Here is a 24,699-nt window from a genome sequence, read left to right as displayed (position 1 = left end):
TATATTATTCCTCTATTTCTTTGATGATTTTATCTATTTCTTTGCGTAGTTTCTCTTCCTTCAAAACTATTTCTTCAATTTCTTTATTCAATACTTTTATATCTACTTTTTCCCTTGTGTCTTTCTGCTCTACATAAGTGGATACTGATAAATTATAGTCCTGTGCTTCTATCTCTTCCTTTTTAGCTAAATAGCATTTATGTTTTTTAGTTTCTCTTTTGGTAAAATAAGATAAAATATCTTGTATATTCTTATCGCTTAATTTGTTATTATTAGTTGCCTTTTCATAATCTTCGCTTGCATCTATAAATAAAGTTTTGCCGTCTATCTTTGATTTTGATAATACCATTATACAAGTGGCTATTGATGTACCATAAAATAAATTGTCCGGAAGCTGTATAATGCATTCTATAAAATTATTGTCTATTAAATATTTTCTTATTTTCTGTTCTGCTCCGCCTCTGTACATTATACCTGGGAAACATACTATTGCCGCAAGTGCTGCAGTATCAAGCCAAGAAAGTGAATGAAGAATAAATGCAAAATCTGCTTTCGATTTTGGTGCCAATATTCCGGCAGGAGCATAACGCGGATCATTTATTAAAAGAGTATTGTCTTCACCTGCCCATTTTATAGAGTATGGAGGATTTGAAACTATTGCATCAAAAGGTTCATCGTCTACATGTTTGGGTTCTGTTAAAGTATCTCCGTGAGCTATATCGAATTTTTCATAACCTATATCATGCAAAAACATATTTATTCTGCATAGGTTGTATGTGGTGATATTTATTTCCTGTCCGAAATAAAATATTTTTCTTTCTTCATCATTTAATATTTTTTTGAACTTTAAAAGTAATGAACCGCTTCCGCATGCGGGGTCGTATACTCTTCTTATTTCGCTTTTTCCGGTAACAGTAATTCTTGTAAGAAGTTCAGAAACTTCCTGAGGCGTAAAAAACTCTCCTCCGCTTTTGCCTGCACTTGATGCATACATACCCATCAAATATTCATAAGCATCACCGAATGCATCGATTGAATGATCTTTAAAATCTCCAAGTTCTATATCAGCAATACCATTTATAAGTTTTATTAATCTTTCATTTCTTTTTAATACTGTAGGGCCTAATTTATTGCTGTTTACATCTATATCATCAAAAAGCCCTGCAATTTTTGTTTCGCTTTTTGTTCCTTTAGCCGAGTTTTCTATATCTTTAAATATTTTCTGAAGTCTTTCGTTTAGATTATGTTTGTCTTTGCTGTCTTCTTTATTGATTTTATTATTAGCTTCTTTTCTTATATTTTCAAAAAGTTCGCTAGGATATATAAAAAATCCTTGTTCTGTTATAATATCAGCTTTTACATCTTCAACATCTTTATCGTCTAAATCTGTATAATTAAATTCTTTATTTCCAGAGTCCCATTCATTTTGATTTATATAGTTTGCTAGATGTTCAGAAATATATCTGTAAAACAGCATTCCAAGTACATACTGTTTAAAATCCCAGCCGTCAACGCTTCCTCTCAAGTCGTCCGCTATTTTCCATATTTTGCTATGAAGCTCATCGCGTTGTATTATGCTTTTATTATCTGCCATTTTTTACTCCAAATTATACAAATCCATCTTATTTTAACATATTAAATGATTTTCTCAACATTTTCATATATTTTATTGAATTATAATTAATGTTCAATATAAATTAATAATATAAGCCTAGTATTATAATATAAAAATAAAACTCTTTTTTATCTAGAAAATTTATACGATATATATTATACTATAAATCTGTATTATAATTATGTAAACTTATTATGAGGAGAAATTGATGAAGAAATACAAGCCTGAAACAAAACAAGAATTAGAACAATTAGTATATACTGACGGAATAAAACTCTATGATGTAGATACAAGCCTTATTACAGATATGAGCGAGCTTTTTCATAACAGCACCAGAAAAGATTTTGAAGGCATAGAAGATTGGGACGTTTCTAATGTTGAGGATATGTCATATATGTTTGCCCATATGAGTTATGATAGTTTTGAAAACCGTTCTAAGGCTAAGTTTAATCATAATCTTAATAATTGGAATGTTTCCAAAGTTAAGCATATGAGTTTTATGTTTTATTATTGTCAGGATTTTAATCAGCCTTTAGATAAATGGGATGTTTCTAATGTTCAGGATACATTTAGAATGTTTGATAATTGTAAGAAATTCAATCAGCCTTTAAATAGTTGGAATGTATCCAACGTAACAAATATGAGCGGTATGTTTCAGGTAGCAGAAAGTTTTAATCAGCCTTTAGACAAGTGGGACGTTTCAAAAGTTACAACTATGAGGGCTATGTTTAATTATGCTAAAGCTTTTAATCAAGATATAAGTAATTGGGATGTTAGTAAAGTTGAAGATATGGGTTATATGTTTAGTATATGCGTCAATTTTAATCAGCCTCTTAATGATTGGGACGTATCTAAAATAAAAACTATGGAAGGTATGTTTAGAAATGCTTTCAAATTCAATCAGCCTTTAGATAAATGGAATACTTCAAAGGTTGAAAATATGAATCAGATGTTTAATGAGGCTTTAAAATTTAATCAGCCTTTAAATAGCTGGAATGTTTCCAATGTAAAAACTATGGAATCTATGTTTCGAGGTACTGAATCTTTTAATCAGCCTTTGGATAAATGGGATACAAAAAAATTAAAAACAATGTTTGGCATGTTTGACTTTGCCGAAGGTTATAATAGTTTTGACTCATTAGCAAACTGGGATTTAAATAAAGTATCAGAAATGAGTAATTTATGTTTTAAAAGGTATGAAGAACTGCCTTTAAGAATCAAAGCATATCTTCAAGCGTTTTATGGTTCTTATAAAGATTATTTAACTATCACAAAAGAGAATGTAAAAGAAGTATATGATCTTATTTCAAAAGATACAAATAAAAAAGTTTTGTCATTTAAAAAGAGATTAGAAAGCGAGTTTAGCGAAGAACTTTCATCTGTTACTGATAATTATAATTTTAAAACTATAGAAGAAGCAGAAAAGTATGTTGAAGATAATTATAATAAAAAAGATGATAAAAAAGTAAGCTTTATAAATGATTATAAGGTTTTAATAAAAGATAAATCTAGAGAAGTTGCAAATAAAGTTTTAAAATATATATATTTAGAATATTTGCTTCTTAAAAGAGATGTTAAAAAATTAGTGCAGATTGATAATATAGTTAATTTACTTGATAAAGAATCATTTATAAATTTTGCTAAAAATATTTATGATGAAAATAACAAAGAAACAGCTGCTTTTATTTATGGCATATACGGAGGAGATGAGGCAGTAAAAAATATATATAAAAAAGAACATGACACAAAACTTTCTCTTTTAATAATTAAATTAAATATGCAAAGTAAATATGCTCTTAGAGTATTATATGAAATATATTCAAATACAAAAAAATCTGAAGTCAGTTATGAAGCTGATAAATTGATTGATGAAGTGATGGAAAAAATGGATATTAGTTATAATGAATTCCAATTAAGATTTTCTTCTGATTTTGGATTTAATTCTCAAGGTGAAAAAGAGTTGAATAAAGATTATAAATTGATTTTGAATAGCGATTATTCTTTGAGTCTTTTTGATATAAAAAATAATAAAGAATTAAAAAAGATTCCTCAAAACTTTGATGAAGATTTAAAAGAAGAAATAACAAAATTAAGAAAAGAAATTCCTTCTTTTATGAAAAATACTTCTTCTCTTTTAGCTGTTTTATTAGCAAGCGGAGAAAAATACAGTTATGATTTATTTAAAGAGATTTTTATTGATAATGCCATGATGAATAGATTTGCTTCATCTTTAATATGGAATCTATATGATAAAGATTCTAATTTTATAACGACTTTCAGATATTCAGGCGATGGAAGTTATTCAAACTGTGAAGATGAAGAAGTAAAAATCGATGATAATAGTTTTGTAAGTTTAGCAAGCCCTATAGAAATGGATGATGAAACTATCAATAAATGGAGAAAACAGCTTGAAGATTATGAAATAGCACAGCCTTTACAGCAATTAACTATTATAAAATTAGATAAAGATAATTTGAAAAGCGAAATAGAAAAAATAGATAATTTAGAAATAGCTTATGGTACTTTCAAGGCTTTCGGTGAGAGATATGAAATGTATAGCGAATATATAGGATATGATGTTGTTAAAAGTTATTCATTAGAATCAAAGAACGGAGATACTTTCACTATAGATGCTGATGTTAATTCAAAAACTGATTTTCATGACAGAGTAAAAATAGATATTTATTTTACTAATGAAAATGATGAGGAGGTTAGTAAAAGATTTATTTATACTTTGTTAGTATTAATGATTTGGGATTTTAGATTGACAGATTTATTTTAACTATATTAAACATAAAACAAATGTACTTTGTCAACATCTACATTTTATATAGATATTGTCTACTTTTTTGCCGCACAAAAAAGTAGCAAAAAACGCATATATTACAGCTTGATATTTTAAGAATATACATCAAACTTAGTGTAATACCCTAGTTTTATGTAAAAAGTGCAGTCTTTTTTGTTCTCGCCGCAGGCGGGCTTCGCCTGTGTCAACAAAAGAACTGGGGGGGTTGGGGCAAAGCCACCACAAATAATAAAATTGAAAAAACTAAAATTTACAAAATATGTTTGTTTAGGTATATATCAGTATTAAAATCAGGAGGAATTAATGGAGAAACACAAGCCATCAACAAAAGAAGAATTAAAAAATTTAGTATTTACAGACGGTATAAAGCTTAGTGATGTAGATACAAGCCTTATTACAGATATGAGCGAGCTTTTTCAGAAAAGCCAAAGAAAAGATTTTGAAGGCATAGAAGATTGGGATACTTCTAATGTTGAAAATATGTCATGGATGTTTAGAGAATGTTTTAGTTTTAATGAGCCTTTAGACAAATGGGATACTTCTAATGTTATAAATATGAAAGGTATGTTTAGTCTTGCTAAAGCTTTCAATCAGAATATAAATAATTGGAATGTTAGTAAAGTTGCAGATATGAGTTATATGTTTAATGCATGTGATTATTTTAATCAGCCTCTTAATGATTGGGATGTATCCAATGTAAAAACTATGGAAGCAATGTTTCATTCTGCTCTTTCTTTTAATCAGCCTTTAGATAAATGGAATACTTCAAAAGTTGAAAACATGCATGAAATGTTTTGCCGATGTAAACAATTTAATCAGCCTTTAAATAGCTGGAATGTATCTAATGTAAAAACTATGGAAGCGATGTTTTATTCTGCAGATTCTTTTAATCAACCCTTAGATAAATGGAATACAAAAAAATTAAGTAAAATGTACTCAATGTTTAAATATACTGATAGCTATGATTGTTATGACTCATTAGCAAATTGGGATTTAAATAAAGTATCAGATATTAGTGATTTCTGTGCTAACTATGAAAGATTCTATGAAAAATTACCTTTAAGACTTAGAGTATATATGCAGGCATTTTATGGTTCTCACAAAGTTTATGTTCCTATCGAAAATAATGAAGAATATGATGATGATGAATATGATTTTATATCAGAAGAATATGATTTAGTATCAAGAGATTATATAACTATCACAAAAGAAAATGTAAGAGAAGTATATAATGCGATATCAAAAGACACAAATAAAAAAGTTATGGCATTAAAAAAGAAATTAGAAACAGAGTATAGCGGAGAGCTTTCATCTATTACTGATGATTATAATTTCAAAACTATAGAAGAAGCAGAAAAGTATGTTGAAAATAATTATAATAAAAAAGATGATAAGAAAGTAAGTTTTATAAATGACAATTATAAGGTTTTGATAAAAGATAAATCTAGAGAAGTTGAAAATAAGGTTTTAAAATATATATATTTAGAGTATTTGGTTCTAAAAAGAGATATTAAAATATTAACACAAGTTGATAATATAGTTAATTTACTTGATAAAGAATCATTCATAGAGTTTATTAAAAATATTTATAATGAAACTAATAAAGAAACAGCTGCTTTTATTTATGGTATATATGGAGGAGATAAGGCCATAAAAAATATATATAAAAAAGAAAAAGATAGTAAACTTTCTCTTTTAATAATCAAATTAAATATAGAAAGTAAATATGCACTTAGAATATTACATGAAATATATTCAAATACTAAAAAATCTGAAGTACGTTATGAAGCTTATAATTTGATTGATGAAGTTATTAAAAAAATGAATATTAGCTATAATGAGTTTGAATTAAGATTTTCTCCTGATTTCAGCTTTAATTCTAAAGGTGAAAAAGTATTAAATGAAGATTATAAATTAATTTTGAATAGTGATTATTCTTTGAGTTTGTTTGATATAAAAAATAATAAGGAACTTAAAAAAGCTCTTCAAAACCTTCCAGAAGATTTAAAAGACGAAATAACAAAATTAAGAAAAGAAATTCCTTCTTTTATGAAAAATACTTCTTCTCTTTTGGCTGTTTTATTAGCAAGCGGTGAGAAATACAGTTATAATTTGTTTAAAGAGATTTTTATTGACAATGCTATTATGAATAGATTTGCTTCATCTTTGATATGGAATTTATATGACAAAGATGATAATTTTGTAACAACTTTCAGATATTCAGGTGACGGAAGTTATTCAAACTGTGAAGATGAAGAAGTAAAAATAGATGATAATAGTTTTGTAAGTTTAGCGAGTCCTATAGAAATGGACGATGACACTATCAATAAATGGAGAAAACAGCTTGAAGATTATGAAATAGCACAGCCTTTACAGCAATTAACTATCATAAAATTAGATAAAGATAATTTGAAAAGCGAATTAGAAAAAATAGATAATTCAGAAATAGCTTATGGTACTTTCAAGGCTTTCGGTGCAAGATATGGAATGTATACTGAGTATATAGGCTATGATGTAGTTTCAAGTTATTCATTAAAATCAAAGAATGGAGATACTTTTAGTATATATGCTAATGTTAATTCAAACACTGATTTTCATGACAGAGTAAAAATAGATATTTATTTTACTAATGAAAATGGTGAAGAAGTAAGTAAAAGATTTATTTATACTTTATTGGTATTAATGATTTTGGATTTTAGATTTACAGATTTATTTTAATTTTTGATATTTTATAGAGTAGGCATCATGTTTTATGTCTGCTCTATAAACAATAAATACACATAATTAATTTTGATTAAATTATGAATAAGTACAAACCAGCAACAAAAGAAGAATTAAAAAATTTGGTATTTACAGACGGTGTAAAACTTAATGATGTAGATACAAGCCTTATTACTGATATGAGTTATCTTTTTCATAAAAGTGAAAGGAAAGATTTTGAAGGCATAGAAGATTGGGATACTTCTAATGTTGATGATATGTCATTTATGTTTTTTTGGGCAATAGAGTTTAATCAGAGTTTAAATAACTGGAATGTATATAATGTGAAAAATATGAGCGGTATGTTTCAGGCAGCTATGAAATTTAATCAGCCTTTATATAAATGGGACACTTCAAATGTTAAGACTATGAGCTTTATGTTTAATTATGCTAAATCATTTAATCAAAATATAAATAATTGGAATATTAGTAAAGTTGAAGATTTAAGTTATATGTTTTGTGAGTGCGAAGTTTTTAATCAGCCTCTTAATAATTGGGACGTATCTAATGTAAATACTATGGAAGGTACATTTAGAAGAGCTTATAAATTCAATCAGCCTTTATATAAATGGGACACCTCAAAAGTTGAAAATATGCATGAGATGTTTGTACAATGCAAGGATTTTAATCAAACTTTAAATAGTTGGAATGTATCTAATGTAAAAAATATGGAAGCTATGTTTTGCGATACTCTTTCATTTAATAAGCCTCTTGATAAATGGGATACAAAAAAATTAAAAAAAATTGACTCAATGTTTAAATATTCTAAAAGCTATGATTGTTATGAGTCATTAGCAAATTGGGATTTAAATAAAATATTAAATATGAATGAATTATGTTATGATAAAGAAAAATTGCCTTTAAGAATTAGAGCATATCTTCAGGCATTTTATGGTTCTAATAAAAATTATTTAACTATCACAAAAGATAATGTCAAAGAAATATACTATTCTATATTAAAAGACACAAATAAAAAAATTGTGGCATTAAGAAAACAACTTGAAAGTGATTTTTCTTTGGTACTTTCATCTGTTACAAATGATTTCAAAACTATAGAAGAAGCAGAAAAGTATATCGAAAATAATTATAATAAAAAAGATGATAAGAAAGTGAGCTTTATAAATAATGATTATAAGGTTTTAATAAAAGATAAATCAAGAGAAGTTAATATTAATGTTATAAAGTATATATATTTGGAATATTTGTCTCTCAAAAGAGATGTTAAGAGATTAGTAAAAATTGATAATATAGTTAATTTACTTGATAGAGAATCATTTATAAAGTTTATTAAAAATATTTATGATGAAACCAATAAAGAAACTGCTGCTTTTGTTTATGGAATATATGGAGGAGATGAGGCTTTAAAAAATATATATAAAAAAGCACATGATACAAAACTTTCACTTATAATAATTAAATTAAATAATCAAAGTAAATATGCACTTAAATTGTTATATGAAATATTTATGACTACGAAGAAAACAGAAGTTAGACTCGAAGCAGAAAAAATAATTAATGAATTACTTAAAGAAATGAATATTGATTATAGTGAATTTAGATTAAGATATGCTCTTGATTTCGGATTTAATTCTCAATGTGAAAAAGAGTTAAGTGATGATTATAAATTAATTTTGAATAGTGATTATTCTTTGAGCTTGTTTGATATAAAAAATAATAAAGAATTGAAAAAGATTCCTAAAAATCTTGATAAAAAGTTAAAAGTAGAAATAATAAAATTAAGAAAAGAAATAAAAAAGTTTATTAAAAATAATTCTAATATTTTAGCCATTACATTAATAAACGGTAATAAATATAGTTATGATATATTCAAAGACATTTTTATTGATAATGTTATGATGAATAGATTTGCTTCATCTTTGATATGGAATCTATATGACAAATATTATAACTTTATAACAACTTTCAGATATTCAGGCGACGGAAGTTATTCAAACTGTGAAGATGAAGAAGTTAAAATTAATGATAATAATTTTATAAGTTTAGCAAGTCCTGTAGAAATGGACGATGATACTATAAATAAATGGAGAAAGCAGCTTGAAGATTATGAAATAGCACAGCCTTTACAGCAATTAACAGTTATAAAATTAGATAAAAATAATTTGGAAAAAGAAATAAATAAAATAAAAAATATAAATGCAACTTATAGTTCTTTTAAATATTTTACTAAAAAATACAAAATGAATATTAGTAATGTAATTGGATATGATGGTATTATAACTTATTCATTTTCATCAAATGACGAAGATATTTTTACTATGACTTCAAAAATCCAGGGGGAATATGATGAGCAAGTAAATATTACTATTGATTTTAAAAAGAGTGAAAACAAAAAAGAGATAAGTAAAAGATTTGTTTATACTTTATTAGTATTAATTATATGGGATTTTAGATTGACAGATTTATTTTAATTTTTATATGAGTAAGAGGAGGCATGAAGTTTTTGTAAGAAACATTCTGTATTTTTTTAATAATAAGATATATAATTAATTGTTAGAAATTGTATTTAATGTTATATATACTGAAAAATTTTAAGTTTGTCGATTTTAGTTTTTTAATTTTATTGTTTGTGGGGGCTTTGCCCCACCGCTCTGCGTACTTCGTAACACCCCCAGTTCTTTTGCGACCTAAGGAAAGTACTTTTAGGTATGACCAAAAGAACCAGACGAAGTCCGCCTACGCCGAAAGACTGCATTTTTGAGCTAAAAGTATGGTATTTTAATACATATTCTTAAAATATTAAACTATAGTATATGTGTTTTTCGCTCTGCGTGCCTGAGGAAGGTGTGCTTAAATTAATAGTTTATATTACATGTAAAACAATTTTAGTATGATTTAGTATTAATTTTATACTTGCACTTTCGCGAAGCGTGCCTGCGGCAGCAACTTTTTGCGGCGGGAAAAAGTTGAATAAAAAAAATTGACAAACTTAAAAATTTTTAGTATATAAATAAGTATTATTATTGGTAGTTAATTGATTGCTACTATTTACATATATTAAAATTTATAATGAGGATATGAGATTATGAAAAAATATAAACCAACAACAAAAGAAGAATTAAAAAGATTAGTATTCACCAACAACGGTATAAAACTTGGTGATATTGATACAAGTCTTATTACAGATATGAGCGACCTTTTTAATAAAAGTGAAAGAAGAGATTTTGATGGCATAGAAGAGTGGGATACTTCTAATGTTGAGAATATGGCTTATATGTTTGCATATATGAACTACAATGTTTTGGGACAATATTCAATGACAGAGTTTAATTCTAATTTAAATAATTGGAATGTATCAAAAGTGAAAAACATGATTTATATGTTTGCTGGTTGTACATATTTTAATAAGCCTTTAAATAAATGGGACGTTTCAAATGTGGAAAATATGTCTGGCATGTTTTTTGGTGCTAAAAAGTTTAATCAGCCTTTAAATAATTGGAATGTATCTAAAGTGAAAGATATGAGCGATATGTTTCATAACTGTGAAGCATTTAATAGACCTTTGGACAAATGGGATGTTTCTAATGTTAAAGATATGTCTAATATGTTTAATGTGGCTTTGAAATTTAATCAGAATATAAATAATTGGAATGTATCTAATGTTGAAGATTTATCAAAGACTTTTCGTTATTGTAAAGCTTTTGATCAGCCTCTTAATGATTGGGACGTATCTAATGTGAAAAATATGCAACATATATTTGAGGACTGTGAAAATTTTAATCAGCCTTTAGATAAATGGGATACTTCTAATGTTGAAAGTATGGAATTTGCATTTAGAGCATGCGGTAAATTTAATCAGCCTTTAAATAGCTGGAATATGTCTAAAGTAACAAATATAGAGCATATGTTTGCTTTTACAGAAGAATTTAATCAGCCTCTTGATAAATGGGATACAAGAAATGTCATTAGTGTAATGTTGTTGTTTGCCTATGCACGCAAGTTTGATCATTATGAATCTTTAGCAAATTGGAATTTAGACAGTTTACAAGCTATAAGTATAATTTGTGATGATAAGTATATGGATAAATTACCTACAAGAATTCAAGTATATAGGCAGGCATTTTATCCTAAGGACGATATTATAAGTATAACAAAATTTAATGTTAAAGAAATATATGAGCTTATTGCAGATGATAAAAATAAAAAAGTTGTAAGATTGAAAAAAAGACTTGAAAGTGATTTCTCATCAGAGCTTTCATTTGTTACAAATAATTATAATTTCAAAACTATAGAAAAAGCAGAAAAGTATGCTGAAAGAAATTACAATGCTAAAAAATATGATAAGAAACTTGAATTTATAAAGAATTGTCCTGTTCTAGTAAAAGATAAATCAAGAGAAGTGAATATCAATCTTATAAAGTATATATATTCAGAATATTTGTCTTTAAAGAAAACTATTAAAAAATTAGAAAAAATTGATAATATGGTTAATTTACTTGATTTAAAATCATTTGTGAATTTTACTAAAGAGATTTATTTAAAAAATCAAGATGAAGTTATCACTGCTTTTGTTTATGCTATGTACGGAGGAGATGAAGCTTTAAAGAAAATATCAGAATTAATGAATACTATTGAATCAAAAAATCTACTTACAATGATAAGCTTCAATATAGAAAGCAGATATGCTCAGAGTTTATTATATAAAATATATCTAAATTCAACTAAAAGTGCAATTCGTAAAGAAGCAGTAGAAATGATTAATGAGTTACTTGAAAAAATTAATATAGGTTATACTGAATTTAGATTAAGATGTATGCCTAATTTGGGATTTAATTCTAAAGGTGAAAAAAAATTAAATGATGATTATAAATTAATTGTTAATAATGATTATACTTTAACTTTATTTGATATAAAAAATAATAAAGAATTAAAAAAAGTACCTCAAAATCTTGATAAAAAATTAAAAGATAAAATAAAAGAATTGGGTAAAGAAGCAGATAAGTTTATTAATCATAGCTCACATATTTTAAGTATTATGTTAATAGACGGTGATATATTGAGTTATGACTTGTTTAAAGAAGTCTTTATTGATAACTATTTAATGAATAAATTTGGTTCTGGTTTAATATGGAATCTATATGATAAAGATAAAAACTTTATAACAAATTTTAGATATACAAGCGATGGAAAATATTTAAACACAGAAAATGAAAAAATAAAAATTAATGCTGATAATTTCATGAGTTTGGCAACTCCTATAGAAATGGACGATGAAACTATAGATAAATGGAGAAAACAGCTTGAAGATTCTAAATTATCACAGGATATAAATCAATTAACATCTATAAAATTAAATAAAGATAATCTAAAAAAAGAAATAAAGAAAATAAAAAATATAGATACAAGCTACGGAGCTTTTAAGTTTTTTGCTCAAAAATATGATATGCATACCAATGATGTATTAGGAGATAATGACACTATAACATATACATTTACAGCAAATGATGGAGATATTTTTACTATGTCTGCAAAAGTTGATGAGGAAGTAGAATATGATGATTTAGTAAATATTAGTATTGATTTCAAAAAGGGTGAAAATAAAAAAGAGATAAGCAAGAGATTTATTTATACATTTTTAGTGTTTATGATTTTTGATTTCAGACTACCTGATTTATTTTAATTTTTATATGTTACAGAGTATATAGCTAAACAACTATATTTTGTCAATTTTATTTTTTATATTGTTATTATTTTCGGGGACTAGCCCTGCGAAGCACACAGACGTGCCGAACCCCAACTTCTTTTGCGACCATAGGGAGTGCCTGTGGCATTGCCACAGGCGAAGCCCGCCTACGGCGAGAAGCAGGCACAGCCCGCCTTCGGCGAAGGGCTATATTTTAGCTTAAATTAGTAAATTACCTTACATGTAGACAATTTTAGTATGATTTAGTACTAATTCTATCCTTGCATTTTTTGGTTCTTGGCGAAGCCCGCCTGTGGCGTGCGGCGGGAAAAAGAACATCATAAAATTGATAAAATATAGTTGTTTAGGATGTACTATTTATTTGTAAAATATATTTTATCTGAAGCAAACAATAATAAAAATACTAAATTAATTTTGACAAATTCTATTTAATTTAGTATAGTACTATATGATTATATTTAATTTTTTATGATTAGGATATTAGATTATGAAAAAATATAAACCAGAAACAAAAACAGAATTAAAAAAACTAGTATTTACTGACGGTATAAAACTTTATGATGTTGATACAAGTCTTATCACAGATATGAGTAAACTCTTTTATGAAAGTAAAAGAAAAGATTTTGAAGGCATAGAAGATTGGGACGTTTCTAATGTTACTAATATGGATATGATGTTTGCTTATATGGGATATAATGCAATGGTAAGATACTCAAATATAGATTTTGATCATGATTTAAGTAATTGGAATGTATCCAAAGTGAAAAGTATGAATAATATGTTCGCTTATTGTTCTAATTTTGATCAGCCTTTGGATAATTGGGACGTATCTAATGTTGAAGATATGAGATTTATGTTTTGCGGTGCCAAAGAGTTTAATCAGCCTTTAAATAGCTGGAACACATCGAAAGTGAAAAATATGAGAGGCATGTTTGAGGAATGTGAATTTTTTAATCAGCCTTTGGATAAATGGGATACTTCTAATGTTGAAGATATGTCTAATATGTTTATTAGGGCAAAAAGATTTAATCAGCCTTTAAATACTTGGAATACATCAAAAGTTAAAGATTTATCAAGTATGTTTGCATATTGTGATGCTTTTAATCAGAATATTAATGATTGGGATGTTTCTAATGTTACTAATATGGATTCTTTATTTAGGCAATGCGACAAATTAAATCAGCCTTTTGATAAATGGGACACTTCTAATGTTGTAAACATGGAAAAGACATTTTTCTCATGTACTGAATTTAATCAGCCTTTAAATAGTTGGAATGTGTCTAATGTAGAAAATATGGATATGATGTTTTATATGGCTCAAAGCTTTAATCAGCCTCTTGATAAATGGAATACAGAAAAAGTAATAACTGCAGTAGGATTATTCAGATTTGCTTATAAGTATGATTGTTATGAGTCTTTAGAACATTGGAATTTAGATAATTTGGAAGAAGTTGGTACTTTTTGCGATGACGAGGAGAAATTGCATACAAGGCTTAAAGTATATATGCAGGCCTTTTATCCTAAAGAAGATTATATAACTATAACAAAATTTAATGTTAAAGAAATATATGAGCTTATTGCAAAAGATAAAAATAAAAGAATTGTGAGATTAAGAAAAAGAATTGAAAGTGATTTTTCATCAGAGCTTTCATTTGTTACAAAAGATTATAATTTTACAACTATAGAAAAAGCAGAAAAGTATGCTCAAAAAAAATACAATGCTAAAAGAGAAGATAAAAAACTTACATTTATAAAAGATTGCCATGTTTTAGTAAAAGATAAATCAAGAGAAGTAGATATTACAGTTATAAAGTATATATATTCAGAGTATTTATCTTTAAAAAGAACAATTAACAGATTAGAAAAAATTGATAATATAATTAATTTGCTTGACTTTGAATCATTTTTAAAGTTTGTTAGAGATGTTTATTTAGAAAATCAAAACAAAGAGATTGCCGGTTTTCTTTATGCTATGTACGGAGGAGATGAAGCTTTAAAAGAGATATCTGAATTAATATCATTAGGTATTGATTCAAAAGTTTTCCTTATAATGATCAAATTCAATATAGAAAGCAGATATGCTCAGAGTTTATTATATGAAATATATTCAGATACAAAGACAGCAGAAATTAGACGCGAAGCAGGAAGAATGATTAATGAATTGATTGAAAAAATGAATATTGGTTATACTGAATTTAGATTAAGATGCACACCTAATTACGGATTTAATTCCCAAGGTGAAAAAATCTTAAATGATGATTATAAATTAATTGTTAATACTGATTATAGTTTAACTTTATTCGATATAAAAAATAATAAAGAATTAAAAAAGATTCCTCAAAATCTTGATAAAGAGTTAAAAGAAGAAATAAAAGAATTAAGAAAAGAAGTACAGAAGTTTATTAATCATAATGCCCGTATTTTAAGTATTACATTAATAGACGGAGATATATACAGCTATGATTTATTTAAAGAAGTATTTATTGATAATTATTTAATGAATAGATTTGCATCTGCTTTAATATGGAACTTGCATGATAAAGATAAAAACTTTATAACGACTTTTAGATATTCAGCCGATGGAAGTTATTCAAACTGTGAAGATGAAGAAGTAAAAATTAATGCTGATAATTTTATAAGTTTAGCAACTCCTGCAGAAATGGACGATGATACTATAAATAAATGGAAAAAACAGCTAGAGGATTATGAATTAGTACAGCCTATAAATCAATTAACAGTTATAAAATTAGATAAAAATAATTTGAAAAAGGAAATAAAGAAGATAAAAAATATAGAGGCAAGTTACGGAGCTTTTAAATTTTTTGCTAAGAAATATGATATGTATACCAATGATGTAGTGGGGTATAATGAAACTATAACATATACATTTCCTGCAAATGACGGAGATATTTTTACTATATCTGCAAAAGTAGATGCTGATACAGAATATGATGAGCCGGTAGACATAACTATTGATTTTCAAAAGGGCGAAAACAAAGAAGAGATAAGTAAAAGATTTGTTTATAGTTTTTTAGTATTTATGATTTTTGATTTCAGATTGACTGATTTATTTTAATTGTATATGAATAATAGAGTAGGTATCATTTTTTGTTATCTGCTCTTTTTAAGAATAATAAAATATATAATTAACTGTTAGATATTTTATTTAATTTGGTATATACCTAAACAATTTTCAATTTTTAGTTCTTTATGGATGTAATTATAATTTATAAATAGTATAAAATATTATTTTATATTAAGAATGTATGTTTGAAAAGTATAAACAAACTTAGATTTAAGTTAAAAAATGCAGTCTTTTTGGTTCTTTGTGCCAACAAAAGAACTGGGGGTGTGGGGGCTAGCCACCACAAACAGTAAAATTGAAAGAACTAAAATTGACTAAATATAATTGTTTAGGTATATATAATGTACATAATTAAAATAAGGATTAATTTATGAAAAAATACAAACCAGCTACAAAAGAAGAATTAAAAGAATTAGTATTTAAAGACGGTATAAAGCTTGATTGTGTTGATACAAGCCTTATTACAGATATGAGTTATCTTTTTCATGAAAGTAAAAGAAAAGATTTTGAAGGCATAGAAGATTGGGATGTTTCTAATGTTGAGGATATGTCTTATATGTTTGCCTCTATGGACTTTAATTTTATTTTAGACTTATCAAGAATAGATTTTAATCCTAATTTAAATAATTGGAATGTATCTAAAGTTAAAAAGATGAGTAATATGTTTGCTTATTGTTCTAGTTTTAATCAGCCTTTAGATAAGTGGGACGTTTCTAATGTTGAAGATATGTCATTTATGTTTAATTTGGCAAAAAACTTTAATCAGCCTTTAAATAACTGGAATGTATCTAAAGTTAAAGATATGAGAGGTATGTTTAAGTTAGCAGAAAGTTTTAATCAGCCTTTAGATAAATGGGATACTTCTAATGTTGAAGATATGTCCTTTATGTTTAATCTGGCAAAAAACTTTAATCAGCCTTTAAATAATTGGAATATTAGTAAAGTTGAAGATTTATCAAATATGCTTAGTTATTGTACCTTTTTTAATCAGCCTCTTAATGACTGGGACGTATCTAATGTAAAAAACATGGAAGATTTGTTTAATAGCTGTGAGAATTTTAATCAGCCTTTAGATAAATGGGATACTTCAAATGTTGAAAATATGTGTAGAATGTTTGATAATTGTAAAAACTTTAATCAGCCTTTAAATAGCTGGAATGTGTCTAATGTAAACTATATGAGCTGTATGTTTCTGTCAGCAGAAAGTTTTAATCAGCCGCTTGATAAATGGGATACAAAAAAAGTAACTAACATAGAGTTTATGTTTGGATATGCAGAAAAGTTTGATCATTATGAATCTTTAGAACATTGGAATTTGGATAAATTAAAAGATATAACTTTAATTTGTGATGATGAAAATAAATTGCATACAAGACTTAAAATATATATGCAAGCATTTTATCCTAAAGAAGATTATATAACTATAACAAAAGATAATGTCAAAGAAATATATGATCTTATTGCAAAAGATAAAAATAGAAGAATTGTAAAATTAAGAAAAAAACTTGAAGAAGATTTTTCACTAGATATTTAATTCGTTAGATTTCAAAAAACTAAAAATAAAAAAGATATAAGCAAAATATTAATTTATGATTTTAGATTAAATGATTTATTTTCTTAATTTTTTAATAAAGTAATTTTTTATATTTATTGTAAATATATCAAAAAGATATATAATTAATAAATAAAAATATATTAAAATATGCAGAGGTTTTATATGGAACTAAATTATAAAAAAATAGCAGAAGATATATTATCAAAAGTAGGAAAAGATAATATAGAATCTCTTAGTTTTTGTGCTACAAGATTAAGATTCATTGTAAAAAATAGAGAACAAATTAAAGATGCCGAAGTTGAAAAAATAGAAGGTGTAACAGGTGTTTTCTATAATTCAGGACAATATCAAGTAGTTTTAGGTAAAAATGTTAAAGATGTTTATGATGAAATTGCAAAACTAGGAGTAACAACTCTATAATAATTATCATTTATAAAGTTTAACGAATATATTATTTTTTATTCGTTAAACTTTTTTAATTATTAAATTCCAATTCTTCAAATGAATCTTTGTCTAATAATTCGTAATGATATCCTTGTTCTGTTAAAAATAATTGTCTTTTATGAGCAAAATCTTCTTCTTTTGTATCTGTAGTGATTATTGAAAAGAAGTAGCTTTTATTTTCACCTTTTTTAGGACGTAGTACTCTTCCTAATCTTTGAGCTTCTTCCTGTCTTGAACCAAAAGTTCCAGAAATCTGTATTAGAACATTGGCATCAGGCAAATCAACAGCTAAGTTGGCAACTTTACTTACTATAAGTATTTTTATTTCACCAGTTTTAAATTTCTTGTATATTATATCTCTTTCACTTTGAGGAGTTTTTCCTGTGATTATAGTATATCCTGTTCTTTTTTTCATCTCATTTAATTGATCTAAATACTGACCTATTATAAGGATATTTTTACCTTCAAGCTTTTCTATGATTTTTTTTACTATTGTATATTTAAATACATTTTCACTTGCTATTCTAAATTTCACTTTGTCGCTTGATACAACATAATCGGATCTATGAGAATCATCTAATGGTATTCTTATATCATAGCAGTATGCCTCAGCTATGAATTTCTTTTCTTCCAATTCACGCCAAGGTATATCGAATTTTTTAGGTCCTATAAGACAGAATACATCTTTTTCAAGTCCGTCCTCTCTTACCAAAGTAGCAGTAAGCCCCAATCTTCTCATACTTTGAATTTCACTAGTAAGTTTTATTATAGGGGCAGGAAGCAAATGCACTTCATCGTATATTATTAATCCCCAATTATGCTGGAAGAATAATTCAAAATGCACGAATGGAGATTCTTTGTTTTTTCTGTATGTAAGTATTTTGTATGTGGCTATTGTTATAGGCTTTATTTCTTTATTGAGTCCGTTGTATTCTCCTATATCTTCAGGAGGAATATCTGTTTTATCCAATATTTCATCTCTCCATTGACGACATGCTGTAACGCCTGTAACTATTATAAGAGTTTTTGTCTGAGTTTTATGCATTGCCGCAATTCCTACAACAGTTTTACCAGTACCGCATGGAAGAGCTATAACTCCTGCACCTCCTTCAGGTTTTCCATCAGCATAGAAAGCATCTACAGAATTTCTTTGATAATCTCTTAAAGCAAAATCATCTCCGCTTGATGCTAATTTATCTCTCATATGAAAATGATATTCTTCGCCTGTTTTATATCCGGCTAAATCCTGAACAGGGTATCCTATATTTATAAGAGCAAGTTTTATATGTCCTCTGTATGTAGCGTCTATTTCCAATTTGTTTGGATTAATTTGTGATTTTATATATTTAATCATCAATTTATAATGCAGAATTTCATCTATGATATTCTTATCTTCGCTTATAAGATAGTATTTATCATCTTCTTTTATTATTTTTATTCTTCCGTATTTTTCTATACTAGTTTCAATCTGCTTTACTATATTTTTAGGAATTTCATAAGATGTATATTTCTTCAAAAAACTAAGTATTTGCTCTGATGTATAATTCAAACTAGCAGCATTCCACAAAGACACCAATGTTATTCTATATGTATGTATATATTCCGGGCTTTTTACCAATTCTGCAAATACTAGCATGAAATTTCTAATTTCTTCAAAATGTTTAGTACTTACATCTAATAGAATAGTACCATCGCCCTGAACTATGAGAGGAGCATTCTTATTCAATTTTTTTTCCTTACTTGAAATATTTAATAATAATAATTTTATTAGTAAACATTATTTTCTATTAATGAGATAGTTTCTCTAAATAAAGAAAGATATTCAACATTATTTGTGTTTTTAGTTGTCCAAGATTTTAATGTATTTAATGCTTTTGTTCTGTCATTTTGTGCTAGATAAACATCAGATAATGTTAAAGTTGCTTGAGGAAGCAAATAGCTTTTAGGATATGCTTTTATAAAGTTTTCCAAAGTAGATGCAGCCTGAGTATAATTACTTAAACCTATTTGTGTATTAGCTAAATTATACATTGCTGTTTCCTGTAAATAAAACCCTCTAGAATTTGCTACTTCCTGATAGTATTTTTCAGCTTCTTTATAATTATTTATATCATAATAAACACAGCCCAATGCATAAGCACTTCTCAATTTAAGATTATTGCCTTTAGCAGCACCATATACTTTTTGAAATCTTGAAGTAATATCTATTATTATGGCAGGATCATTTAATTGTTCCGGCGGTAATTGTGCATTTTGATATACATTATATAAAGCTAATGCTGATTCAAATTCTACATTACTAGCAGCATCTTGGCTTTCTATATTTGCTCTATAAAGCAGAATTCCTGCTATTATTACTACTATTAAAACGAATCCTGATATGAATATTATTCTATTGTTATATATGTATGTGAATATTAATTCAGCATTTTTTTGCAATTTATTTGTATTTTCAGACATAAAAATCCTCTTAAAATCTATTTATTAAAAATTGTTAATTTAGAATAAGCAATTATAATAATTAAACATAAAAAAATCAAGTATTTATTTTAATAATTATTTTTTGATATGATGATGTTTTGGTATTGTTTATTATATTACTTATGATATAATAACGGCTAGAATTTTTGATGATAGGTATAAATTTATGTCACAGCAAAAAATAAGTCCAAATGATGAAGTATTAGCTATTAAAATATTAGCCGAGTATACTGATTTAAACAAATATATATATCTTGTTTTCTTTATAGATAAATATAATAGCAGTTTGATAGATATTGCATTTGTTATATCAGATGATAAAAAACTTTTAACTTTTTTAAATGCATACACTGATTTATTGGAATTATACAAACATATAAAAATTTACAATAAATTAAACAATGAAAAAAATCAATATTTTGATAAATTTAATGAACTTATTTCAAATATATTTAATGAAGATAGAAATATAAATAATATTATAATATATCAAAGTAATAATAATAGTATTTCTATTATTGATATATTTGCGAGTACCATGAATAGATTTATGGATTTTCATATAGGTACATTTGATATAAACAGCAGTATTATAGATATTAATGCTGTACGTACGACTATAGAAAATGTTAATAAAGAAATGGAAGCTACAGATTCTATGCATGCAGCATATCAAAATACTGGAGATGGTACTAAAGCTGAAAATGGACAAGCAGAAGAAGTTCAGCCTCCTACTTACAAACTTATTAATGCTTCATTTGTAGTTGATCCTATAGGAGGAAAATCTATAAATGATATAGTTCCAGGTGATAAAGTTATCGTTACTATAAATTCTAATACAGTAGAAGAAAATATAATATATCTTGAGCTTAAAGGAAAAAAAGATAAATATTCTAAATATTTAGTTCCTGCTGAAGTTTTAGAAAAAACAGTGGAAGAAAAATCTATTAAGATTTTATTAAAATTGATAGATGGATATTGCTGTTTAATAGAAGAAATTGAACCTATAAAATTAAAATTATTCAATCCTGAAAAAGATTTATATGTAGAACCTTCTAAGGAAGAGGAAAATAAAAGTTTATTTGAAAGAATCTTTTCTAAGATTGGTACTTTTAAATTGATTATGTTTGGACTTGGTGCTATTATCATATTTGTATTCATTGCTATAGTATATGTATTCTTCTTTCAAACTTGATTTATTACTAATTATTTAATATTATTTATTCAAACTTTTTCTATAAGTTTTTATAGTTTATTTCTAGTAAAAATTGTTTGTTAGTTCTGTATGCCTGTTGCAAAAGTGTTGTAAATTGAACTTTACAGAGATTCACAATTTTTATAATTGACTTTATAATATTTAAAAATTATGTTTTTGTATATAAATATATTAAAAAAAACTATATAGTAGTTTATTAAGGAAAAATTATGAGTATAGTTGTATATTCATTTCTAGATGATGAAGCAAAATTTTTTAAATTAATGGAGAAAAATATAATACCAAATTCACATTACATAAACATCATTTAAATATTGATAATGTCAAAGATGCCAAAGGTTTTGATTCTGTAGTTTTCAATGCAAGAGATGCTATTACTGATAAAGTGCTTGATAAATTAAAAGAATACGGCGTAAAATATATGAGCACCAGATCCGTTGGATATGATAATATAGATATTGATTATGCAAATAAAATAGGAATAAAAATAGCAAATGTACCTTCATACTCTCCTAATTCTGTGAGCGAGTTTACTATTCTTTCTTTGTTATCTCTTATTAAGAATTATAATAATCTTCTTATAAATGGCTACAATAGAAATTATACAAGAACCGGACTTGTCGCAAAGGAGATAAGAAATTTAAATATTGGAGTTATAGGTACAGGCAGAATAGGTTCTTTAACTGTAAAACATCTTAAAGGATTTTCGCCTAAGAATATATTTGTATATTCAAGAACAGAAAAAGAAGAAATAAAACAATATGCAAAGTATGTCAGTTTAGATGAATTATATAAAAATAGTGATGCTATAATATATCATATACCATATAGTAAAGAAACTGAAAATATGATTTGCAAAGATTCTATAAATAAAATGAAAAAAGGTGTATATATTATTAATGTGAGCAGGGGAGGAATAGTTAATAATAAAGATTTGCTTGAAGGTTTAAAAAGCGAACATATAGGCGGAGCTGCTTTAGACGTATACTCTAATGAAATAGAATATGTTAATAAAGATATAAAAGATATAGTTTTAAAAGATGAAATTATTGAAGAATTATTCAAAATGGATAATGTTATAATAACTCCTCATTTTGCATTTTATACAGATGAGGCATTACTTAATATGGTAAGTATTTCTATTGATAATATTTTTGAGTTTAAAATTACAGGGAAATGTATAAATCAAATAAAAAATATTTAATTTTAGTAATAATTTTTTCTATTTTTTTTTGATTGACTAAGTTTGTAAAATTATATAAAATTAATTTACTAAGTTTAATTTTAATGGAGTCAATTATGAAAAGTAGAAAGATTTTCATATCTTTTTTCATTGGTATTTGTCTTGTGCTTTTATTGGCAGCTTCTTGCTCCAAAAAAGGAAATACTAATGATCAAGGAATAATCGTAAATTTAAGTGTAGAACCGAAAACTATAGACCCTAGTTTGAATGCTCAAATATACGGTGTAATTTATATATCTCATGTGTTTGAAGGATTAACAGTAAGAGATAGAAATAATAAAATTGTTCCTGGTGTTGCTGAGAGTTGGGAAATTAGTGAAGATGGAAAAACTTATACATTTTTCTTGAGAACTAATTCTACTTGGTCAGACGGAAAACCTGTTGTTGCTGAAGATTTTGTATACAGCTGGCAAAGACAGGTTGATCCAAAAGTTGCTAGTGAGTATAGTTATCAGCATGAACCTGTAAAGAATGCTATGGCTATCACAAGAGGAGAATTGCCTGTTGATGCATTGGGAATAAAAGCTGTTGATGATCATACATTAGTTGTAGAGTTAGAAGCTCCTACAGCATATTTCTTGGAAGTAATTGCTTTCCCTACATTTTCACCTTTAAGAAAAGATATAATAGAGCAGTATGGAGATAAATGGACATTAAGCCCTGAAACTTATATAGGTAATGGACCTTATGTTATGTCTGAAAGAAATATAGATGAAAATATCATAATGGTAAAAAATCCTAATTATTGGAATGCTGATACAATAGTTGCAGAAAAGATAACATTTGTATTTATGCAAAATGGAGCTGCTGCTGTTGCCGGAATAAAAGACGGTTCTTTACATATGGCTTATGAACCTCCTCAAAAGGATATACCTACACTTACAGAAGAGGGTTTGATACAGATTAAGCCTCTTATAGCTACATACTATTATCCTATAAATGTTACTAATCAATATTTAAAAGATCCTAGAGTAAGAAAAGCATTATCACTTGCTATAGATAGAAATTATATAGTAGAACAAGTTACTAAAGGCGGACAAAAACCTGCAGGTGGTTGGGTGCCTTATGCTGTTAATGATGTTAATGGCGATTTCAGAATTAACGGCGGTGATTTTTATGATGTATCAAAAGAAGGATATGCTAAAAATGTAGAAATGGCTAAGAAACTTTTAGCTGATGCAGGATATCCTAATGGAGAAGGTTTTCCTGTTATAGAATTTAAAACAGATCCGGGCAACCATGTAGAAATATTTGAAGCAGTACAGCAAATGTGGAAAGAGCATCTTAATATAGATTCTACTATTACTCAAATAGACAATGCTTTGCTTGGACAAACTTTATTAGAAAAGAATTTCATGATAGGAAGACTTTATTGGTCTGCAGATTATTCTGATCCTATGTCAATGATGAGTTTATTTACTAGTTATAACACTCAAAACAATGGCGGATACAGCAATAAAAGATATGATGAGCTTATAGGACAGGCTATGTCTACAGATGATAATAATATAAGAATGCAGGCTATGCATGAAGCAGAAAGAATACTTATAGAAGAAGATATGGGAGCCATACCGCTTTATTTCTTCACAGAGCCTTTACTTGTTAATCCTAAATTAAAAGATGTTGTATATAATCCATTAGGATTCCATAAGTTCTTCTATGCTCATTTAGATGAAAATTAATATTATTAATTGAGATAATAAAAGAGTAGCTGATAACTAATAAATAAAGTTGTCAGCTATTTTTTTTATAGTTTGTAAGAATATATATTGTTTTACTGTATTTATTTATATAATATTTCAAATATTAATAATATTTATTATTTTATATCT

General features: G+C 26.4%; 13 protein-coding genes. 10 read left to right on the top strand and 3 right to left on the bottom strand.

Annotation, left to right across the window (positions count from 1 at the left end):
* Positions 1–4 precede the first annotated feature (4 nt).
* A complete protein-coding gene (locus BINT_RS08950; RefSeq protein WP_014488248.1) occupies positions 5–1,594 on the bottom strand; it encodes a type I restriction-modification system subunit M in 1,590 nt (529 codons plus the stop codon).
* A gap of 229 nt (positions 1,595–1,823) precedes the next feature.
* On the opposite strand from BINT_RS08950, the gene BINT_RS08945 reads away from it, so the two are divergent.
* The 7 genes from BINT_RS08945 to BINT_RS08915 all read left to right on the top strand — a co-directional run bounded on the left by BINT_RS08945 (position 1,824) and on the right by BINT_RS08915 (position 17,903).
* Complete coding sequence (locus BINT_RS08945) at positions 1,824–4,397, top strand: BspA family leucine-rich repeat surface protein (RefSeq protein WP_014488247.1); 2,574 nt, start codon at positions 1,824–1,826, stop codon at positions 4,395–4,397.
* A gap of 327 nt (positions 4,398–4,724) precedes the next feature.
* Positions 4,725–7,139 (top strand): BspA family leucine-rich repeat surface protein, encoded by a 2,415-nt coding sequence (locus tag BINT_RS08940; protein WP_014488246.1) that lies wholly within the window; start codon positions 4,725–4,727, stop codon positions 7,137–7,139.
* Between the two features lie 83 nt (positions 7,140–7,222).
* Entirely contained in the window at positions 7,223–9,610 is a 2,388-nt protein-coding gene (locus tag BINT_RS08935; protein WP_014488245.1) for a BspA family leucine-rich repeat surface protein, read from the top strand.
* A gap of 614 nt (positions 9,611–10,224) precedes the next feature.
* Complete coding sequence (locus BINT_RS08930; RefSeq protein ID WP_014488244.1) at positions 10,225–12,819, top strand: BspA family leucine-rich repeat surface protein; 2,595 nt, start codon at positions 10,225–10,227, stop codon at positions 12,817–12,819.
* A 511-nt stretch (positions 12,820–13,330) separates the two neighbouring features.
* Entirely contained in the window at positions 13,331–15,919 is a 2,589-nt protein-coding gene (locus tag BINT_RS08925) for a BspA family leucine-rich repeat surface protein (protein ID WP_014488243.1), read from the top strand.
* A 379-nt stretch (positions 15,920–16,298) separates the two neighbouring features.
* Entirely contained in the window at positions 16,299–17,462 is a 1,164-nt protein-coding gene (locus BINT_RS08920; protein WP_014488242.1) for a BspA family leucine-rich repeat surface protein, read from the top strand.
* Positions 17,463–17,645: 183 nt separating this feature from the next.
* Positions 17,646–17,903 (top strand): glucose PTS transporter subunit EIIB, encoded by a 258-nt coding sequence (locus tag BINT_RS08915; RefSeq protein WP_014488241.1) that lies wholly within the window; start codon positions 17,646–17,648, stop codon positions 17,901–17,903.
* 55 nt (positions 17,904–17,958) lie between these two features.
* Here the strand turns inward: BINT_RS08915 and BINT_RS08910 are convergent, their stop codons facing one another.
* Together BINT_RS08910 and BINT_RS08905 are read right to left on the bottom strand one after the other, a co-directional pair.
* The gene (locus BINT_RS08910; protein ID WP_014488240.1) at positions 17,959–19,653 is read right to left on the bottom strand and encodes a DNA repair helicase XPB; all 1,695 of its coding nucleotides are present in this window, start codon (positions 19,651–19,653) and stop codon (positions 17,959–17,961) included.
* Between the two features lie 41 nt (positions 19,654–19,694).
* Complete coding sequence (locus BINT_RS08905; protein ID WP_014488239.1) at positions 19,695–20,387, bottom strand: tetratricopeptide repeat protein; 693 nt, start codon at positions 20,385–20,387, stop codon at positions 19,695–19,697.
* Positions 20,388–20,574: 187 nt separating this feature from the next.
* On the opposite strand from BINT_RS08905, the gene BINT_RS08900 reads away from it, so the two are divergent.
* The 3 genes from BINT_RS08900 (at position 20,575) to BINT_RS08890 (ending at position 24,549) form a co-directional block, all read left to right on the top strand.
* Positions 20,575–21,603: a hypothetical protein gene (locus BINT_RS08900; RefSeq protein ID WP_014488238.1), complete on the top strand. Its 1,029-nt coding sequence runs from the start codon at positions 20,575–20,577 to the stop codon at positions 21,601–21,603.
* A 334-nt stretch (positions 21,604–21,937) separates the two neighbouring features.
* Positions 21,938–22,828 carry an NAD(P)-dependent oxidoreductase gene (locus BINT_RS08895; protein ID WP_234944374.1) on the top strand — a complete coding sequence of 297 codons (891 nt, stop codon included), beginning with the start codon at positions 21,938–21,940 and terminating at the stop codon, positions 22,826–22,828.
* 95 nt (positions 22,829–22,923) lie between these two features.
* Positions 22,924–24,549 (top strand): peptide ABC transporter substrate-binding protein, encoded by a 1,626-nt coding sequence (locus BINT_RS08890; RefSeq protein WP_041177369.1) that lies wholly within the window; start codon positions 22,924–22,926, stop codon positions 24,547–24,549.
* The last annotated feature ends 150 nt before the right edge of the window (positions 24,550–24,699 follow it).

It is taken from the genome of Brachyspira intermedia PWS/A (assembly GCF_000223215.1).
GTDB lineage: Bacteria > Spirochaetota > Brachyspiria > Brachyspirales > Brachyspiraceae > Brachyspira > Brachyspira intermedia.
Note: the sequence above shows the minus strand (reverse complement) of the source record. Positions and strands in the feature narration are given on the sequence as shown.

Bases quoted from the DNA above. Each gene is read 5' to 3' on its own strand.
- BINT_RS08890 (WP_041177369.1), top strand. From the start codon at position 22,924: ATGAAAAGTAGAAAGATTTTCATATCTTTTTTCATTGGTATTTGTCTT.
- BINT_RS08930 (WP_014488244.1), top strand. From the start codon at position 10,225: ATGAAAAAATATAAACCAACAACAAAAGAAGAATTAAAAAGATTAGTA.
- BINT_RS08925 (WP_014488243.1), top strand. From the start codon at position 13,331: ATGAAAAAATATAAACCAGAAACAAAAACAGAATTAAAAAAACTAGTA.
- BINT_RS08950 (WP_014488248.1), bottom strand. From the start codon at position 1,594: ATGGCAGATAATAAAAGCATAATACAACGCGATGAGCTTCATAGCAAA.
- BINT_RS08900 (WP_014488238.1), top strand. From the start codon at position 20,575: ATGTCACAGCAAAAAATAAGTCCAAATGATGAAGTATTAGCTATTAAA.
- BINT_RS08935 (WP_014488245.1), top strand. From the start codon at position 7,223: ATGAATAAGTACAAACCAGCAACAAAAGAAGAATTAAAAAATTTGGTA.
- BINT_RS08920 (WP_014488242.1), top strand. From the start codon at position 16,299: ATGAAAAAATACAAACCAGCTACAAAAGAAGAATTAAAAGAATTAGTA.
- BINT_RS08940 (WP_014488246.1), top strand. From the start codon at position 4,725: ATGGAGAAACACAAGCCATCAACAAAAGAAGAATTAAAAAATTTAGTA.
- BINT_RS08905 (WP_014488239.1), bottom strand. From the start codon at position 20,387: ATGTCTGAAAATACAAATAAATTGCAAAAAAATGCTGAATTAATATTC.
- BINT_RS08945 (WP_014488247.1), top strand. From the start codon at position 1,824: ATGAAGAAATACAAGCCTGAAACAAAACAAGAATTAGAACAATTAGTA.
- BINT_RS08915 (WP_014488241.1), top strand. From the start codon at position 17,646: ATGGAACTAAATTATAAAAAAATAGCAGAAGATATATTATCAAAAGTA.